The sequence below is a fragment of the Streptomyces xylophagus genome (assembly GCF_000716435.1).
In the GTDB taxonomy this organism is placed as follows: Bacteria; Actinomycetota; Actinomycetes; order Streptomycetales; family Streptomycetaceae; genus Streptomyces; species Streptomyces xylophagus.
Genome location: NZ_JNWO01000001.1, coordinates 89,126 through 106,802 on the forward strand (window position 1 = coordinate 89,126; position 17,677 = coordinate 106,802).

Genomic DNA, 17,677 nt, shown 5'->3' on the forward strand with positions numbered 1-17,677 from the left:
GACCACCGAGCAGGGGTGCCGCTCAGGCGGAGGCCTCGGCGCGGAGGTGGCGCAGACGGTGCATGACCTCGTTGGCGCCGCGGCCGAAGTAGTCGTGCAGGAGCCGGTATTCGGCGTACAGCCGGTCGTAGGCGGCGGCCCGCTCGGGGTCCGGCTGGTACACGGCCGGGCGGGCCTTGGCCATGGCCTGGGCGGCGGCCCGGATGTCTGGGTACACCCCGGCCGCGACCGCCGCGTGCATCGCCGCACCGAGCGCGGGGCCCTGTGCCGAGTCGATGACACCGAGGGGGAGGCGGGTGACATCGGCATAGATCTGCATCAGCAGCGGGTTCTTCATCAGGCCGCCCGCGATGATCAGTTCGCGGACCGGGACGCCGGAGGTCTCGAACGCCTCGATGATGGTGCGGGTACCGAGGGCGGTGGCCTCCAGCAGGGCGCGGTACACGTCCTCGGGGCGGGTGGACAGAGTCAGGCCCACCAAGACGCCGCTCAGGTCGTGGTCGACGAGCACGGAACGGTTGCCGCTCTGCCAGTCCAAGGCGATCAACCCGTGCTGGCCCACCCGCTGTTCGGCGGCGAGTGCGGTGAGGTGTTCGTGCGGATCGCGTCCGAGCGCGGCGGCCTCCTCGGCGTACGACGCGGGGAACCCGGTGCGCACGAACCAGCCGAAGATGTCGCCGACGCCGCTCTGTCCGGCCTCGTATCCCCACAGCCCTGGCAGGATGCCGCCGTCGACGACCCCGCACATGCCCGGCACTTCGGCCCACTGGTCGCTGCTCATGACGTGGCAGGTGGAGGTGCCCATGATGGCGACCATCCGGCCGGGTTCGACGGCTGTGGCCGCGGGTGCGGTCACATGGGCGTCGACGTTCCCGACGCACACGGCGATGCCTTCGGGCAGGCCGGTCCAGGCCGCGGCCTCAGCAGTCAATCCACCTGCCCGGTCGCCGAGTTGACCGATCGGCTGCTCCAGCTTGTCGGTCACGAAGTCGGCGAAACCGGGGTTGAGTGCGGCGAGGTAGTCGGGGGAGGGGTAACTGCCGTCCTGGAGCTGGCCCTTGTAACCGGCGGTGCAGGCATTGCGGACGTAGGTGCCGGACAGGCGCCAGACGATCCAGTCGGCGGCCTCGATCCAGCGGTCGGTCAACTCGTAGAGTTCGGGGTCCTCTTCGAGGAGTTGCAGGGCCTTGGCGAACTCCCACTCCGAGGAGATCTTCCCGCCGTACCGCTTGAGCCAGGGCTCCTTGCGGGCGTCGGCGAGTTCCGTGATGCGGTCGGCCTGGGCCTGGGCGGCGTGGTGGCGCCAGAGCTTGACGTAGGCGTGCGGACGGCCGGTGAGGTCGGGAAGTTCGCACAGAGGCGTGCCGTCGGCGAGAACCGGCAGGACCGTGCAGGCGGTGAAGTCCGTGCCGATACCGACGACTTGGTCGGGGCGCACGCCGGAACGGGCGAGTGCTTCCGGTACGGCGATGCGCAGGACGTCGATGTAGTCCGAGGGCACCTGGAGGGCCCAGTCGGGTGGCAGCGGGGTGCCGTCGGGGAGGGCGCGGTCGAGGACGGCGTGGGCGTACGGGTGCTCGGCGGCGGCCAGTTCGGCGCCGTCGGCGACACGGACCACCACGGCCCGCCCGGACAGCGTTCCGTAGTCGACTCCGATGACGTAGGTGTCGGGATGGGTGTGTTCGCTGTTCTCGGCGTTCACCACCGGGCCGCCCTTCTGTTCGGTATTTCAGTCGTTGTTCGATGTGGCGAATGAGGTGGAGGGTAGATCTCGGGGATGGAACCTCCGGTCGGGGCCCGGCGCAAGTGCCCGGGCCCCGACCGGAGTTGGCTGTCAGCCGGAGACCGGCGCGACGGTGATCCTGTCGATGTTGGGTGCGTAGGCGCTCGCGTTGGCGAAGCTGATGGTGTTGGTGCCGGCGGTGAGCGTCACCGGGACGGGCAGGTCCCAGTAGCTGGACCAGCTGTAGTTGTTGCGGAACATGACCGTCTGCGCGGTGCCGCCGTTGACGGAGATCTGGGCTGCCCGGGAGACGACGTTGGTGTTGTAGTTCCCGGAGCCGGAGACCTGGTTGTTGGCGTAGCGGACGTTCATGACGTACCGCCCGGCACTGGCGGCGGTCACCTGGAAGGTGAGGGTGTTGGCCGACGCGTTGCCGATGTAGCCGACGTACTTGCCGCCGGAGGCCCAGGTGTCCGAGGTGGCGACGGCGGTCCCCGCGAGGGTGGCGCTCTCGGCCTCGTACGCGGAGACGCCCGTGGTGTCGGCGCTCGCGGACACGCGCAGGTCGCGCACGGTCAGCGTGGTCGAGCCCGAAGTCGCCGCCGTGATGCGGTTGTTGCCCGCCGACAGGTACAGCCGCGAGCTCTTGTCGGTGAGCGTGCCGCTCGTGGACGCCAGGGTGACGGCGCTGGCGCCGTCCAGGGCGAGGGTGCCGGAGCCGTTGGAGGAGTAGTCCGTGTGGACGGTGTAGTAGCCGTCGGTCGGCGCGTAGACGTCGAAGGCGGCGGAGGTGCCCGAGGTCAGGGCCAGGGCGCCGGCGCCGGTCGTGCCGGAGGCCGTGTAGATGTAGGTCGGCGAACCGGTGATGTCCGCGTACGTCGCCGGGTAGGAGGTGTCAGCCGTGGAGGCCGCGGTGAGGTCGATCTTGTCGAGGGTGACTTCGTTGGTGCCCTTGGCCAGGGTGATCGTGTGCGTGCCCGCTGTCAGGGACACGGAGGCACTGGCCGTGGAGCGGTAGAGCCAGTTCAGCGTCGGCGAGTAGGTCACCGTCTGGGACGAGCCGCCGTCGACGGTCAGGGTCTGGGTGGCCGGGCCGCCGGACTGGTTGCCGTAGAAGACGTTCAGGTTGTACGTGCCCGTGGTCGGGGCGGTGACGGTGAAGGCGACCTTGCTGTCCGACTGGTTGAGGCTGCCGACGTCCTTGGTGCCCGAAGTGGCGTACCCGTAGGCGTTGGTGACGCTGCCCTGGGTGTAGACGGTGCCGTCGGTGATGGTCGCGTTCTCGGCCTCGTACGACGCCGTCGTCGGGGTGCTCGCGGCGGTGGGCGTGCCGGTACCGGCCGGGTTGACGACGATCCGGTAGGCCGACATGGGGTCGAGGTTGGTCAGCGGGACGGTGATGCTGCCGTCGGAGGCGACCGTGTAGGTGCTGCGGGCCAGGACCGTCGGCGCGGGTCCTGCGCCCTCGTAGCCGCTCCAAGCGGTGCGCTCCACCGAGACGTTGACGGTGCTGCCGAACGACGACGGTATGTGCTGGACGACCGTGTTCGCCGAGCCGGAGGTACCGCCGCCGAGGAGGACCTGGGCCTGCTTGCGGCCGGTGTCGAGGGACGCGATGCCCTGGAGCGTGTCGATGACGTTGGCCTGCGGCGGGGTCACCTTGGTGGTCTGGCCGGTCAGGCCTGCGTACCAACGCAGCAGCCACCAGTCGCCGTTGGGGATGTTGGTCTGGCTGACGTTGCCGTCCAGGTTCCCCGCGATGTCCCAGTACGCCTGGTCGGCGTAGACGTTGTTCCGCTCGAACATGGACATCCACTGGACCATCTGGCCCGGCACCGAGAGGTCGCGGCGGTCACCGTACTCGTTGATGTTGACCGGGCGCGGGCTGATGCCGGCGTTGGTCTCGATGGTGCGGTAGGCGGCGAGGTTGCCCTCGAAGTTGGAGAGGGAGGTGGGGTCCAGTTCGTGCCAAGTGGTCATGTCCGGAAGGACGTTGTTGGCCTTGGCCCAGGGGTAGAAGTCGCCCATCAGGCGGGCGTCGTAGTGGGTCTCGTTGGGGCCGGCGATCCGCGCGTTCGGGATGATCGAGCGGATCTTGTTGTAGACCGTCGTCCAGTCGCTCTCGAAGCTGGCGAGCGCGCTGTTGTACGTCGACGTGGTCGAACTGCCCAGTCCCGTGTACCAGTTGCCGTCCGGCTCGTTGAACGGCACCCACACGAACGTGCTCGCGTCGGAGCGGGCCGCGACCTTGGTGACCATCGTGGTGACCTTGGACAGGTAGTCGGTCAACCCGAGGTTCTCGTACGGCCAGCTGGCGTAGATGTCCTGCATGTAGATGAGGTTGTCGCCGCCGCCACCGCGGGCGAACTCCGGCTGGACGACCAGCGCGTCACCGTTCGGGTGCTGGGCGCCGTCGGGTGCCTTCTGGGCAATGGACGTCATGTGCAGGGGCGTGACGATGTTGTCGCCGGGCACGCCGTCGTCGCTGAGGCCGTACAGGGCGCCGTTGGCTCCGTGCATGACCGCGCTGGTGGTGGTGCCGAGGTCGACGGTCAGTTGCGGGGTGGCCGCCTGCGCGGCGGGGACGGCGAGCGCGGTGCCCAGGAGGGCGGCGGTCACCACGGTCGCTCCCATGAGGGCACGGACGGAGCGGGGTCTACGGGTTGTTCGAGGCATGGCTGTCCTCCTCCTCCCGCGGCGTTGCGGGAGGCTGTCGGGGTACTTCGCGGGTGACCGGGGCGGCTCAACTGGCCGAACCCCGGGGCTGCTTGGCCTACTTGACGGCGCCGCTCGTGATGCCGGAGACGATGCGGCGCTGCGCTATGACGAAGACGAGGACCATGGGGAGGCTCATCATCACGACGTAGGCGAAGATCAGGTGCCAGTTGTTGAGGTACAACTGCGCGTTGGCGACCTGGTAGAGGTTGAGCGGGAGGGTGGCCTTGTCGCCGCCGCCGAGGACGAAGAAGGCGTAGAAGATGTCGCTCCAGGCGTAGAGCATCACCATGATCGTGGCGGTGGCGATGACCGGGCGCAGCAGCGGCAGGATGATGCGGAAGAAGACCCGGACCGGGCCCGCGCCGTCCATGCGGGCGGCCTCCTCCAGCTCCTCGGGGAGAGCGCGGATGAACCCGGTCATGAAGAAGATCGACGTGGACAAGTACATCCCGGCGTAGACGCCGATCATGCCGGGTCGGGTGCCGGCCAGGCCGAGTTGGCGCAGTTCCATGACGATGGTGATGACCGCGGGCGGGAGCAGCAGTCCGCTGATGCTCAGCGCGTACAGGGTGTTGACCAGGCGGCCCTTGCGGCGGGCGAACACCCAGGCGGCGCCCGCCCCGAGGAGCAGGACGAGGACGACGGACGGGGCGACGACCAGGAGGCTGTTGACGAAGCCCTGGACGATCTTGCCCTCGTCGAAGCTCTGCTTGTAGTTCGCGGCGGCCTGGACGTGGTGGGGCAGGGACAGGTTGGGCTTGATCGCCTCGGCCTGCGGCTTGAACGAGGTGACCGCGACCAGCCACAGCGGGATGCCGATGGTGACGCCGGCGACGATCAGGACGACGAGAGGCTGGACCCAGCGCAGCGGGCGCCGGTGCGCAGGGGCGAACGCGGTAACGGTGGTCACTGGTTGTTCTCCCTGCGGCGCAGGCCGACGATGACGGGCACGGCGAGGACGACGACGATGAGGAAGAGCACGAGGCTCATCGCGGACGCCTGCGCGTACAGGCCCTGGCCGAAGATGCGGAACATGTAGATGTTGAAGACCTCGGTCTCGCTGCCGGGACCGCCTCCGGTGGTCGCCTGCACGATGTCGAAGGTGTTCATGGAGCCGATCAACGCGGTGGTCACGTTGAAGGTGACGGCGGGCGCGAGGAGCGGGAACCTGACCGACCAGAAGGTGCGCCACCAGCCGGCCCCGTCGATCCGGGCCGCCTCCAGGACGTCACCCGGCATGCTCTTCAGGCCCGCCAGGTAGATCAGCATGGCCAGGCCCATCCACTTCCAGCCGTGGATGAGGGTCACCACGACCAGCGTCCAGGTGGTCGAGCCGAGCCAGGGAGTGTCGACGTGGTGTCCCGCGAGCGAGGACAACACGCTGTTGAGGGCACCGTCCTGGGCGAGCAGGGCGCGGAAGATGTAGCCGACGGCGAGCGCGGAGATGAGTACCGGGAGGAAGAAGACCGCGCGGAAGAAGCGGTTGAAGCGGGTGTCGCGCTCCAGCAGCAGGGCCAGGGCGAGACCGAAGCCGTTCTGGAAGACGGCCACGAGGACCGCGTACTCCAGGGTGATGCGGATGTCACGGGCCATCGACCCGTCGTGCAGGATGGTGCTGAAGTTCGACAGTCCCACGAAGCCGATCTGCGAGTGGAACGCCGACCAGTCGGTGAACGGGTAGACGAAGTTCAGCAGGTTCGGCAGCAGGAAGAACACGCCGAACACGGCGAGCGCGGGCAGGGCGAACCACCACGGCTGGTTGGCCTTGCTGCGGAGCCGCTTGCGACGGGACGGCCGGTCCTGGGCGGCGTCCTGGTCTCGGTGCTTCGCACGCGTGGCGTCGAGAGCGTCCATCGTGGCGGTGTCCACCACTTTCTTACCTCCGGTACGGCCCCGGGTCCGCCGCCGACGGGCGGCCCGGGGGAGGGGCTGGGCTCAGTGGCGCCGGTCAGAAACCGGAGACGCCGCGTGCCTTGAGGACCTGCTTGAACTGGTCCTCGGCAGCCTGGGCGACCTGGAGCGGGGTCTTCTTGCCGTAGATCATGTCGGCGAGGGCGAGGTGCATGTCCGGGGCGGTCAGCGCCTTGACCTGGAAGACGCCGGAGGCGCTGGACAGGGCCTTGGCCTGGGCGATCGCGGTCTGCGGCAGGCCGTCGGGGTTGGGCACCGAAGGCTCCACCGACACGAGCTTGTTGGCCTTGATGTAGGCCGGGTAGTCCGGGCCGAGCCAGAAGGACATGAACTGCCGGGCCGCGTTCTGCCGCTTGCTGTCACCGGTGTTGAAGGCGACGACGCCGTTCGTCTGGTCCGGCGAGTACTCGGCCTTCGCGGCGCTGTTGGCGATGGGGAACCAGCCGAGCTTCTTGTCGATGTCCGCCGTGCTGGCGGTGGCCTGGATCTCGGACTGGAGCGCGGTGACGTTCACGGCCATCGCGGCGGTGCCGTCCATGATCGCCTTGCCCTGGTCGACGAAGGTCGCCGTCTTGTAGTTCTTCTGCGCCAGGCCGCCGTCGAGGACCTTCGTCTTGTACTTGGTGATCGCGTCGACGATGGTCTTGTTGGTCCAACTGTCCTTGTTCTTGTTGAGGTTGTCCCAGAAGGACTGCGGCAGATCCGTCATCTGGGCCTGCACCTGCCACTGCAGCGGCCACTTGTCGCCGCCGACCTCGAAGAACGGCGCCACGCCCGACACCTTCGACTTGATCTTCGCGGCGTCGGCGAGCAGCTCGTCGTAGCTGGCCGGCATGGTGGTGATGCCGGCCTTCGCGAAGACGTCCTTGTTGTAGTAGACGCCGAGGACCGCGGGGCTGGTGACGATGGCCGCGTAGCGGTGGCCGTCGACCTGGCCGAGGGTCTTCTCGGTCGTGCCGAGCTTGGAGACCCAGTCCTCGTTGTCGAGCGTCAGCAGGTTCTTCGAGGGCTGCACGAACGGCAGGGTGCTGCCCGTGGGCTGCCAGAACATCAGGTCCGGCTTGACGCCCGAGGCGAGCTTGGTCGGGACGTTCGACTCGTACGGGTCGGGTATGACCTCGGTAGTGATCTTGGCCCCGGTGGCCTTCTCGAACGCCTCGATGGCCTGCTTGGGTTCCGAGACGCTGTTCTGGGCGACCCACATGGTGAGCTTGACGCCCTTGAGGGAGGCGGTCGGGTTGACCGAACCCTCGGGCGCGGCGGCCGTGGTGGCACCGGTGCTGTCACTGCACGCGGTGGCGGTCAGCCCGAGGACACAGGCGGTGGCAAGGACGGAGACGGCTCTTCTCATGGCGGATCCTTGTTCGTACGCGGAAGGGACGAAGGCAGGGCTGTGCTGTGAAGATGTGCGACGGCTGCGGGGAGGGCGGCCGGCGGATACGGCGAGTGCGGCGGACGTAACGGATGGGGCGATGACGGACGTCCGGTCCGGCTCACGCGTCCCGTGGTCCCGAGCTCTCCCGGAGGACGAGGGTGGGTTCGGCCGGTACCGGCGCGATTTCCTGCTGATCGGTGTCGAGTTGGGCGCGCAGCAGCCCGAACGCGGCGCGGCCCAGCCCGTGGAAGTCCATGCGGACGGTGGTGAGCGACGGGGTGACGAAACCGGAGTGCGGGGCGTCGTCGAAGCCGATGACGCTGACGTCCTCCGGGACCCGCCGGCCCGCGTGATGCAGGGCCCGCAGCACACCCAGGGCCAGGTCGTCGTTGCCGCACAGGATCGCGGTGACGTCCTTGTTCCGGGCCAGCTTCTTCCCGGCCTCGTATCCGGCCTGGGCGTCCCAGCCCTTGCCGGAGGTCGGGGGAGGGGCGACACCGGCGGCTTCCAGGGCCTGGCGCCAGCCCTCGGCTCGGGGGCCCGCCAGGCGCCGGGTTCCGGTCGAGGCGGGGATCGCTACGTAGTGGACGGTCTTGTGCCCGAGCGACAGCAGGTGCTCGGTGGCGGCACGGGCCGCCTCGCGGTCGTCGGCCCACACCGCAGGGCGACTTGGTGTCCGGCCCGGCCGTGGCGCTTCGACCAGCGCCGCGCACGGTACATGCGCCGGTACGCGGTCCAGGGCCGCGGCACCGATCGCGTCGAAGCCGATGACCACCACGCCGCCACCCGTGTCGGCGGCCGCGGCGATCGTACGGTCCAGATCGTCCTCGGGGGTCACGACCCGTACGCCGAGCGCGTATCCGGCGGCGCGGGACGCCTCCTCCAGGCCCTGCAGGGTGGCCGCGTAGCCGTAGAGGACGGTGTTCGAGGTGATGACCGTGACCGATCGGGTGACCCCGCTGGCCAGGGCGAACGCGGTGGCGTTGCGCCGGAAGCCCAGGGCCTGGATGGCGGCGTCGACGCGCTTGCGGGTCTCCTCCTTGACGTTCGGGTGGCCGTTGATGACCCGCGAAACGGTCTGGTAGGAGACGCCTGCGGCAGCCGCTACGTCGCGGATACTGGCGGCTTTCTGCGGCCCCTGAGGGGGGTCGCCGTGGCCGCCGGAGCTTGTGTGACCGGTCACATCCATGCGAGGATTGTGAGCGGTCACAACGTGGGCGTCAAGAGACCGTAACTGGGGATTTACCTTTCGAACACGTCGGCCGGAGCGGGGAGATCCCGTCCGCCGAGTGAGAAGCCCCAGTTCAGCGCCTGTACGAGAGCCGCAGGACCGAACTGTCCCAGAAGGGGAAATTGTGTTGACCAGTGTCGTCGAAACAGCCGAGAGGTCCCGTATCTGGTCGCACCCGGAGCTCGGGTTGCACGCCGTTCTGGACGCCAACGGGTCGGTGAGACTGGGGAATCCCGGCCAGGACTGGGACCGTCTGGTACCCCTCGTCGAGGTCACCGCGACCGGCCACGGGCGCCTGTGGTCGGGGGAGCGTTTCATCGAGACGGCCATCGGCGAGCGCCTGGCCTATCGCGGCCATGACACGCAGACCTTGCGGGACGGCGGCCTGGAGCGTACGACGATCCGGCTCGCGGACCCGGTGACCGGGCTGGCCGCCGAGGTCACCCTGGAGGCGAGCCCCGGCGCGACCTTCCTGCGCTCACGGGTACGGCTGGTCAACGAGGGCGTCGGTCCACTCCGGTTGGAGAGCGTGACGACGCTGACCCTCGGCGGGATCTCGGACGCCGGCGCCGGCCTTGACGGACTGACCCTGCACTGGGCGGACAACGACTGGCTCGCCGAATGCCGTTGGCGGCAGGCCGAATTCCGGGACCAGGTCGTCCCGTTGAGCCGGTTCGCCCACGGGCACGAAGGGCGCGGGTGCTTCGAGCGCTATTCGCAAGGGAGTTGGTCGACCGGCCGGCACCTCCCGGTCGCCGCGCTCTCCGACCGCGACGGCAACGCCTGGCTCTGGCAGATCGAGTCCAGCGCGGGCTGGCGCTTCGAGACCGGCGAACGCGAAGGGGCCGCCTACGTCGCCCTGTTCGGACCCGACGACGCCCACCACCAGTGGCACCAGAACCTCGCCCCCGGCGAGGAGTTCCACACCGTCCCCGCCGTCCTCGTCCGCACGGATTCCGGCGGTCTGGACACCGCGTTCGCGACCCTCACGGACTACCGCCGGGGCATCCGCCGCGACCACCCCGACCACCGCGAACTCCCGGTGATCTACAACGACTACATGAACACCCTGATGGGCGACCCCACCACCGAACGGCTCCTGCCGCTGATCGAGTCGGCGGCGACCGCCGGCGCCGAGGTGTTCGTCATCGACGCGGGCTGGTACGACGACGACGCCCAGGGCTGGTGGGACTCCGTCGGCGCGTGGGAGGCCGCCCCCAACCGCTTCCCGGGCGGCATCCAGGAAGTCCTGGACGCCATCAGGAAGCACGGTATGACCCCGGGCCTCTGGCTCGAACCCGAAGTCGTGGGCGTACGCAGCCCGTTGGCGCAGAGCCTGCCGCCCGAGGCGTTCTTCCGGCGCGGCGGCGTCCGCGTCACGGAACACGGTCGCCACCACCTGGACCTGCGCCACCCGGCCGCCCGCGCCCACCTCGACGACGTGGTGGACCGGCTGGTCGGCGAGTGGGGCGTCGGCTATCTGAAGCTCGACTACAACATCAACATCGGCCCCGGCACGGAGAACGGGACCGAGAGCGCGGGCGCGGGACTGCTCGGCCACCACCGGGCCCACCTCGACTGGATGGGCGGACTCCTCGCCAGGCATCCCCAACTCGTCCTGGAGAACTGCGGATCGGGCGGCCTGCGCATGGACTACGCCCAACTGGCCGTGGCCCAGCTCCAGTCCACCAGTGACCAGCAGGACCCGCTGCGCTACCCGCCCATCGCCGCCGCGGCCGCCACCGGCGCGACACCCGAACAGGCCGCCGTGTGGGCGTACCCCCAGCCGGACCAGGGCCTCGACGAGATCGCCTTCACCCTCACCGGCCCGCTCCTCGGCCGGATCCACCTCTCGGGCTTCCTCAACCTCATGAGCGACGAGCAGTTCGACCTCGTCCGCTCGGCGATCTCCGTCTACAAGGATCTCCGGCCGGAGATCGCCACCGCGCACCCCTTCTGGCCGCTGGGCCTTCCCGGCTGGGACGACGAGTGGATCGCCCATGGACTGCGGGGCTCGAAGGCCTCGTATGTCATGGTCTGGAGGCGGGAGTCGGACGCCCTTGGCCTCGCGGACACCGACCGCACGCTGACTGTCCCCCACCTGCGCGGCGCCCATGTCCACCCCACGGTGGTGTATCCGGCGACCGCGGATGCCGGTGCCGAGTGGGACGCGGGCGAGGGGCGGCTCCGTGTGTCGCTGCCCCGGGCCGACACCGCGGTCCTTGTCCGGTTGAGCGCCGGCTGAGCCCTGGCTCGTCGTCCTCGCGGTGCACGGCTGATCCACGGGTGATCGTCAGGAGGCAGACTCTGCGCATATTCCGTCAGATATGCTCCTTCACCTGGCAATGCCGGGCTAAAGGTGTTTCGTCCGCGTCCCGCCCATAGAGTTCTTGAAGTCCATGCGCGGCGAGGCCATGGCGGGCAGCGGGCGTACCACTTTCGGAGGCGGGACCGATTGGGCAGGTATCCGTGACAAGGGCGCACACCGGCCCACCCGTCAGGACGTCTTCCTTCGTCGGTCGGCGTCAGGAGACCGCCGAAGTCAAACGCCTGGTGTCCGCCCACCGGTTGGTGAGTCTGACCGGGACGGCCGGTGTGGGCAAGACCAGGCTGGTGCTGCACGCCGTGCCCCGGCTGGCGCGGGGGTTCGTCGACGGGGTGCACATCGTCCAGCTGGCCGGTGTGCGGGACGCCTCGCTGGTGCCGTTCGCCCTGATCGAGGCGTTCAACATCCGTGACGTGTCGGGCCGTTCGCCGGTGCGGGTCCTCGTCGACCATCTCCAGGACCGGGAGTTGCTCCTGGTCCTGGACAACTGCGAACACCTGGCGGACGCGTGCGCACGGCTCGTCGAGGTGCTGCTCGCGGAGGCCGCGGGGGTGCGCGTGCTGGCCACCAGCAGACATCCGCTGGTCGTGCCCGCCCAACACGTCCTGGAAGTACAGCCGTTGGCGACTCCCACCCCGGGCGAGCCGCTCCCCCCGAAACCCGCGCTGGAGTACCCGGCACTGGCCCTGTTCGCCGACCGGGCCGCGGCCGTGCTGCCCGGGTTCTCGCTCACCGCGGCCAACCAGGACGCGGTGGCCGCCCTGTGCCAGCGGCTGGACGGACTGCCGCTCGCGATCGAACTGGCGGCGGTACGGATGCGCGCCCTCGGAGTGCAGCAGCTGCTCGAACGGCTCGACCGCCGCTACCGGTTGCTGGCCGACAGAGCGGACAACGACGGCAGTGAGGACGCCCTGCCCCGGCACCGCACCCTGCGCGCGGCCGTCGACTGGAGCCATGACCTGTGCACCCCCGAGGAACAGTCGGTGTGGGCGCGTGCCTCCGTCTTCGCCGGGAGCTTCGACCTGGGCGCGGCGGAGGAGGTCTGTGCCGGGCCCGGCCTCGACCGTGACGAGCTGGTGGACGCCGTCGCCGGCCTGGTGGACAAGTCGCTGCTGGTCCGGGACGGCGACGCCGTCCACGCCCGGTACCGGATGCTGGAGTCGATCCGGCAGTACGGGCTCGACCGGCTCCGCGAGGACGGCGCCGACGCGGAGGAGACGGCCCGGCGCCGGGTGCGGGACTGGTGCCTGGACTTCGTCGAGGAGTGCGAGCGCCGCTGGTTCGGCCCCGACCAGCCGGAGTTGGTACGGCGGCTGCACGCGGAGTCGGACCTTATCCGCTCGGCGTTCGAGTTCTGCCTGCACACCCCGGGCGAACTGCGGGCCGGGCTGAAGATCGCCGGGCATCTGTGGTTCTTCTGGTTCGCGACCGGTGCCCTGGTCGAGGGCAGGTACTGGCTGGAGCGACTCCTCGCCGCCGCTCCCGAGCCGTCCGTCGCACGGGCGCGGGCACTGTGGGCCCTGGCCCTGATGCTGCTGAGCCAGGGCAACGCCGTCAGAGGGGCACCCCTCGCCGAGGAGGCCCGCGAACTGGCCCTGCGGCTCGGCGCCGAGGCCGAAGTGGCGCACAGCTTCTTCGGCCGGGGCGGCGCCCGTCTGATCAGCGGAGACTACGACCGGGCCCGCGAGGTGTACGAGGAGGCGCTCTCCCGGCCGCCGCGCGAGGGCGAGTCGATGAGCCTGGTCGGCTTCAAGCACGTCGAACTGGCCCATGTCCTCGCCATCCAGGGCGAGTACGACCGCGCCATGGCCCTGTGCGAGGAGTTCCGGCAGATCTGCGTGGCCCACGGCGAACAGTGGGTCCACTCCTACCTGTTGCGCATCCTAGCCTTCGCCGAGTGGGCCAAGGGTGACCAGGTGTCGGCCAGGATCCACGCCCGGGAGTGCCTGCGGCTCAAGCGGGCCGTCGGCGACGTGTTCGGCACCGGTATGACGCTGGAACTCCTCGCCGCCGTCCACGCGCGCGACGGCGAGGGCCGGTCCGCCGCGGTGCTGCTGGGCGCCGCCAAACGGATCTGGCAGGACGCCCACGTCGCCCTGGACCGCACTCCGTCCCACGGCCCGGTGCGCACCGAGGCCGAGGAAGGCGCCCGCGCGCTGCTGGGCGACGCGTTCAAGAACGCCTACCGCGAAGGCCTCGAACTCAGCCTGGACGACGCGGTGGGCTACGCGCTGGGCGAGCGCGAGTCGCCCGCCCGCCAGGTGCTCGACAGCCCGCTCACCCGCCGCGAGACGGAGGTCGCCGAACTGATCGCGGAAGGGCTCACCAACCAGCAGATCGCCGACCGGCTGGTGGTCGCGCTGCGGACGGCGGAGGGCCATGTCGAGCGCATCCTCAGCAAGTTGGGCTTCACCTCCCGCAGCCAGGTCGCCGTCTGGGCCGAGGCGCGTCGGGCCATGCGCCCCTGACGCCGTGGAACCGCGCACAACGAACGAGCCGCGTACAACGAACGAAGGGAAAGGCAGACAGATGGACCAACGAGCCCCCGTCCCACCGGTCAAGCATCACGCCGGCATCCACTCGTCCGACGAGGAGTTCCTGGCGGTGGTGGTGCCGTTCCTCAGGGAGGCCATCGCCGACGCCGATGAACCGGACCCGGTGGCCATCACCACCGCGCGCAAACTCGACCTGCTGCGGGACGCGCTCGGCCCGGACGCCCGCCAGGTCGACTTCCGCGACTCCGCGCGGTGGTACCGCGGAAGCCCCGCGAACAGCATGGCCACCGCCCTCGACTACTACGTCACCCACGCGAACCCCGAGGGCCGCCTCCACATGACGGGCGAGCCCGTCTGGGACGGCCGCTCGCCACGCCAGATCCCCGAGTGGAAGCGCTACGAGGCCCTCGCCACCGAACTCTTCACCGGCGCCCCGCCCGACCTGATGTGCCTCTACGACACCCGGACCGCACCGCCCGACGTCGTCGACGCCGCCCGGCACACCCACCCCACGGAACTGAACCGGCACGGCATCCGACCCAGCCCCCTCTTCACGGAACCCGCCGTCTACGCCACCCGGGGCCTCGGCCCGCTGCCCGCGCCGCCGCAGGACGCGGTCGGGGTCGGCCTCGACGGAGACCTGACCGCCGGACACCGGTTCGCGGCGGACCAGGCGCGGGCCCGCGGCATGGCACCGGGCGCGGCGGCCCGCTTCGGGCAGGCCGTGTCGGGCGCCACGCGCTACGCGGCATCCCAGGGCTGCGACCGCGCACACCTGCGGCTGTGGTCGACCCGGCAACGCATCGTCTGCGAACTGCGCACCCCGCGTGGCCGTATCACCGACCCCTTCCTCGGCTTCCGGCCGCCAGGCCCCGAACTGCGGCCGGAGGACGGGCTCTGGCACACCCGCCAGGTCTGCGAGTTCGTGGACATGAGGTCCGGCGACGAGGCACAGGAAGGCTGGACCATCCGTATGGAGACGGACCTCGTCACGGCAGGTTGACGAACCGGCCCGCGGATTCGGGTAGTTCCCCCCGCGCCCCGAAGGGCACCGCGGACGCATGGTGGATACGAGGCCGGGACCCTTGGCGGACCCGGCCTCGGACCGCACGAACCGAACGCCTCAGGGGCCGAAGGGAAACGACCATGCCGAACGACCGTCCACGCGGCCTGCCGACCGTGGGCGACGGCTGCACCACGATCCTGGGCCCGGGAAAGTCCTCGGTCCGCCAGGCCAGGGAACTCGTCCGCAAGCGGCTTGCCGAGTACGGCCTCCAGAGCCTGGTGGACGTCGCCGAACTGCTGGTCAGCGAACTCGCCACCAACGCGGTCGTGCACGCCGGCGGCCGCTACCGGCTCACCCTGTCCCTGGACGTCGGCGTACTGCGCTGCGAGGTGGCGGACGAGCGGCGCCACCTTCCCCGACCGCCGCACCGGCAGCTCGACAGCGACCAGAACCCCGACGCCGACAGCGAGAACGGCCGCGGCCTCTTCCTGGTCGACGCACTCGCCCACCGCTGGGGCAGCCGCCTCGTCGAGGAGGGCAAGGAAGTCTGGTTCGAGCTGGAACTCGACGCAGCGGACGGCACGGACGACTCGGTCGAGGCGGACGCGCGCACCCCCGCACAAGCCCGGCCGCGACCGGAGCAGTCCACCGATCGCACCGAGCCGCACCACGAGCGAGTGGACCACCGCTACAGCCCCGACGGTGATCGCACCGACGACCTCGGACTGATCGGCAGGTGCCACCGACGACACCAGCCGACCGAGCCCTACAGCACCGGTCCCCGGGGCGCATGCTCGTCCCGTGGCGGTACGGCCCCGTCCGCTCCGTCCGTGACCAGTCGCGTCGGCAGCCACCAGGCCGCCGCGCACACGCACACGCCGAGCCAGCCGGCGGCGAAGAGCCAGCCGCCGAGCACATCGGTGAACCAGTGCACGCCCAGATACACGCGGGTCAGTCCGACCAGCGCGCCCCAGCAGCCGACGGCCAGGCAGAGCGCCGTTCTCCCGTGCGGGGCGCGCACGCGTATCGCGAGGATCACCAGTCCGGCGGTGAGCGCGGCCGTGGTGGTGTGGCCGGAGGGGAAGGCCCAGCCCGAGGCGTGTCCGGCCCAGTCGCCCAGCGACGGGCGGGGGCGCGCGATCAGTTCCATCACGCCGTAGCGCAGGCCCTGGCCTGAGGCGAGGCAGGCCGGGGCCAGGGTCGCGGCGAGCAGGCGTTGGCGTGCGGTGCGGCCGGTGAGGAGTGCGGCGAGGACGACGAGCGCGTACGGGATGACGCCCGTGCCGGTCGCGGTCAGTCCGCGGGCCACCGCCAGTGCCATGTCCGGGCGGTGTGCGACGGACCAGGACAGCGCGTCCTCGTCCGTGAACAGCGGAGCGCCCTCGTGCCCGATCACGACCAGGCTCAGCACGCCGAACGCGGTCCAGGCGCCGAGGCCCGTGCTGCCCGCCAACTCGGCGATGTCCTTGCGGTTCATGACATCAGCAGCGGTCGCAGCCGGGTGGCCGTGATCCGGTTTGTCAGGGACTCCGGCCACCGCTTCAGCAGCACCATGGCGCCCAGTGCGAGGAGCGCGCCGACCACTACGCCCGCCACGACGTCGTGCGGATAGTGGACCCCGACCCAGACCCGGGAGACCGCCATCGCGAGCGCCGCCACGACCGCGACGGCACCGAGCCGGCGGGAGACGAAGAACAGGGCGACGGCAGCCGCCGCGGCGATGGTCGCGTGGTTGCTCGGGAAGGACCAGTCGCCCCGCACCGGACACGCCTCCAGCGTGACCACCCGCAGGGTCTGACAGGGCCGGTTCTCCCGCACCGCCAGCTTGAGCAGGGAGTCGATGCCGTACGCGGCCACCACGACCAATGGCACGGCCAGCGCCGTCACCGCCGACTCGGCACCGACCCGGCGGGCCCGCCACCAGCCGACGACCATCAGCATGGCGAACACCGCGAGCCCGTACGTCGACCAGGCCGAGACCGTGGTGTCCAGCCAACTCGGCGCGTGCTGGGCGGAGTTGACCACATCCGTGTATTCCTCGCCGTCGATCGACGAACCCTGGAACGCGACGAGGATCATCCGCGTACCTCCCCGGCCTTGGCGGCACGGGTGGCCTTGCGGGAGCGGTGCACCTCGACCGCGAGGGGGAGCAGCGACACGATCACGATCACGGCGACCATGGGCAGCAGGTACTTGTCGACGTTCGGGATCGAGGAACCGAGCGCGTACCCGGCGAGTGTCAGCCCCAGGCTCCACACGAGACCGCCGGCCACCTGCCACACGGTGAACGTCCGCACGGGCACTCCGAGGGCGCCAGCCATCGGGTTCAGGACCGTCCGCACCACGGGCACGAAGCGGGCCAGCACGATCGCCTTCGCATAGCCGTACCGCTCCAGCAACTCCTCGGCGCGCCGGGCCCCTTCGTGCAGGCGGGTCGAGCGGCTGCGGGCGAGCAGCGCGCCGCCGGCCTTTCGGCCCAGCAGATACCCGCACTGCGCTCCGGCGAGCGCGCCCACCGCCGCCGCGACCAGCAGCGGCGGCAGCGACAGCTTCACGGCTCTGTCGGCGCCTCCGGTGCACAGCAGGCCCGCCGTGAACAGCAGTGAATCGCCGGGCAGGAAGAACCCGATCAGCAGCCCCGTCTCGGCGAACATCACCGCACCGACGCCCAGCACACCGAAGGCGGCCAGCAGCGACTTGGCATCCAGCACGTTGACGGCGAGCTGGGACGCCAGGTCCAAGGGTGTGGTCATCGTCGCGAGCCCCTTCGCCGGTCAGCGGATGCCCCGTACGACATCCATCTCTGACTACAAATCTGTAGACGGTCTACTCAACTGTAGACGATCCCGGCGGGCGAGAAGTTCCGCTCTTTTGCCCGGACATTGCCGCTTC

Annotated in this window: 12 protein-coding genes and 1 pseudogene; 4 read left to right on the forward strand and 9 right to left on the reverse strand. The window is 70.1% G+C overall.

Annotation, left to right across the window (positions count from 1 at the left end; all coding sequences use genetic code 11):
- Positions 1-22: 22 nt before the first annotated feature.
- From araB to OO70_RS00445, 6 genes are all read right to left on the reverse strand, one after another.
- Complete coding sequence (gene araB, locus OO70_RS00420) at positions 23-1,705, reverse strand: ribulokinase (RefSeq protein WP_106971587.1); 1,683 nt, start codon at positions 1,703-1,705, stop codon at positions 23-25.
- 129 nt (positions 1,706-1,834) lie between these two features.
- Positions 1,835-4,399, reverse strand: a complete 2,565-nt coding sequence (locus OO70_RS00425) for a CBM35 domain-containing protein (protein ID WP_234336648.1) — start codon at positions 4,397-4,399, stop codon at positions 1,835-1,837.
- A 97-nt stretch (positions 4,400-4,496) separates the two neighbouring features.
- On the reverse strand, positions 4,497-5,351 hold the full coding sequence (locus OO70_RS00430; RefSeq protein ID WP_043662415.1) for a carbohydrate ABC transporter permease: 855 nt from the start codon (positions 5,349-5,351) through the stop codon (positions 4,497-4,499).
- Complete coding sequence (locus OO70_RS00435) at positions 5,348-6,313, reverse strand: carbohydrate ABC transporter permease (protein ID WP_199827219.1); 966 nt, start codon at positions 6,311-6,313, stop codon at positions 5,348-5,350. The genes OO70_RS00430 and OO70_RS00435 overlap by 4 nt, the downstream gene beginning before the upstream one ends.
- Before the next feature lie 76 nt (positions 6,314-6,389).
- Positions 6,390-7,703 (reverse strand): ABC transporter substrate-binding protein, encoded by a 1,314-nt coding sequence (locus OO70_RS00440; protein ID WP_043662416.1) that lies wholly within the window; start codon positions 7,701-7,703, stop codon positions 6,390-6,392.
- Positions 7,704-7,845: 142 nt separating this feature from the next.
- Positions 7,846-8,916 (reverse strand): LacI family DNA-binding transcriptional regulator, encoded by a 1,071-nt coding sequence (locus OO70_RS00445; RefSeq protein ID WP_063749665.1) that lies wholly within the window; start codon positions 8,914-8,916, stop codon positions 7,846-7,848.
- A gap of 169 nt (positions 8,917-9,085) precedes the next feature.
- Between OO70_RS00445 and OO70_RS00450 the strand changes: the two genes are divergently transcribed.
- The 4 genes and pseudogenes from OO70_RS00450 to OO70_RS51970 form a co-directional block, all read left to right on the forward strand.
- Positions 9,086-11,203, forward strand: a complete 2,118-nt coding sequence (locus OO70_RS00450; RefSeq protein WP_043662422.1) for an alpha-galactosidase — start codon at positions 9,086-9,088, stop codon at positions 11,201-11,203.
- Between the two features lie 224 nt (positions 11,204-11,427).
- Positions 11,428-13,752, forward strand: coding sequence for an ATP-binding protein (locus OO70_RS00455; protein ID WP_043662425.1), 2,325 nt, complete (start codon positions 11,428-11,430; stop codon positions 13,750-13,752).
- A gap of 61 nt (positions 13,753-13,813) precedes the next feature.
- Positions 13,814-14,782, forward strand: coding sequence for an MEDS domain-containing protein (locus OO70_RS00460; protein WP_051740404.1), 969 nt, complete (start codon positions 13,814-13,816; stop codon positions 14,780-14,782).
- 143 nt (positions 14,783-14,925) lie between these two features.
- A pseudogene (locus OO70_RS51970) lies at positions 14,926-15,339 on the forward strand (ATP-binding protein); the annotation flags it as partial.
- A gap of 212 nt (positions 15,340-15,551) precedes the next feature.
- On the opposite strand, the gene OO70_RS00465 reads toward OO70_RS51970, so the two are convergent.
- From OO70_RS00465 to OO70_RS00475, 3 genes are read right to left on the reverse strand one after another with little or no spacing between them, the layout of a single operon-like run.
- Positions 15,552-16,262: a phosphatase PAP2 family protein gene (locus OO70_RS00465; protein ID WP_043662427.1), complete on the reverse strand. Its 711-nt coding sequence runs from the start codon at positions 16,260-16,262 to the stop codon at positions 15,552-15,554.
- Complete coding sequence (locus tag OO70_RS00470; protein ID WP_106971588.1) at positions 16,259-16,864, reverse strand: phosphatase PAP2 family protein; 606 nt, start codon at positions 16,862-16,864, stop codon at positions 16,259-16,261. Before OO70_RS00470 ends, OO70_RS00465 begins: the two co-directional genes overlap by 4 nt.
- Positions 16,861-17,538 carry a DedA family protein gene (locus OO70_RS00475; RefSeq protein WP_043662429.1) on the reverse strand — a complete coding sequence of 226 codons (678 nt, stop codon included), beginning with the start codon at positions 17,536-17,538 and terminating at the stop codon, positions 16,861-16,863. The genes OO70_RS00470 and OO70_RS00475 overlap by 4 nt, the downstream gene beginning before the upstream one ends.
- Positions 17,539-17,677 lie beyond the last annotated feature (139 nt).

Excerpts from the sequence above, each read along its gene's own strand:
- OO70_RS00445 (WP_063749665.1), bottom strand. The coding sequence starts at position 8,916 with ATGGATGTGACCGGTCACACAAGCTCCGGCGGCCACGGCGACCCCCCT.
- OO70_RS00470 (WP_106971588.1), bottom strand. The coding sequence starts at position 16,864 with ATGATCCTCGTCGCGTTCCAGGGTTCGTCGATCGACGGCGAGGAATAC.
- OO70_RS00425 (WP_234336648.1), bottom strand. The coding sequence starts at position 4,399 with ATGCCTCGAACAACCCGTAGACCCCGCTCCGTCCGTGCCCTCATGGGA.
- OO70_RS00440 (WP_043662416.1), bottom strand. The coding sequence starts at position 7,703 with ATGAGAAGAGCCGTCTCCGTCCTTGCCACCGCCTGTGTCCTCGGGCTG.
- OO70_RS00475 (WP_043662429.1), bottom strand. The coding sequence starts at position 17,538 with ATGACCACACCCTTGGACCTGGCGTCCCAGCTCGCCGTCAACGTGCTG.
- OO70_RS00460 (WP_051740404.1), top strand. The coding sequence starts at position 13,814 with ATGGACCAACGAGCCCCCGTCCCACCGGTCAAGCATCACGCCGGCATC.
- OO70_RS00465 (WP_043662427.1), bottom strand. The coding sequence starts at position 16,262 with ATGAACCGCAAGGACATCGCCGAGTTGGCGGGCAGCACGGGCCTCGGC.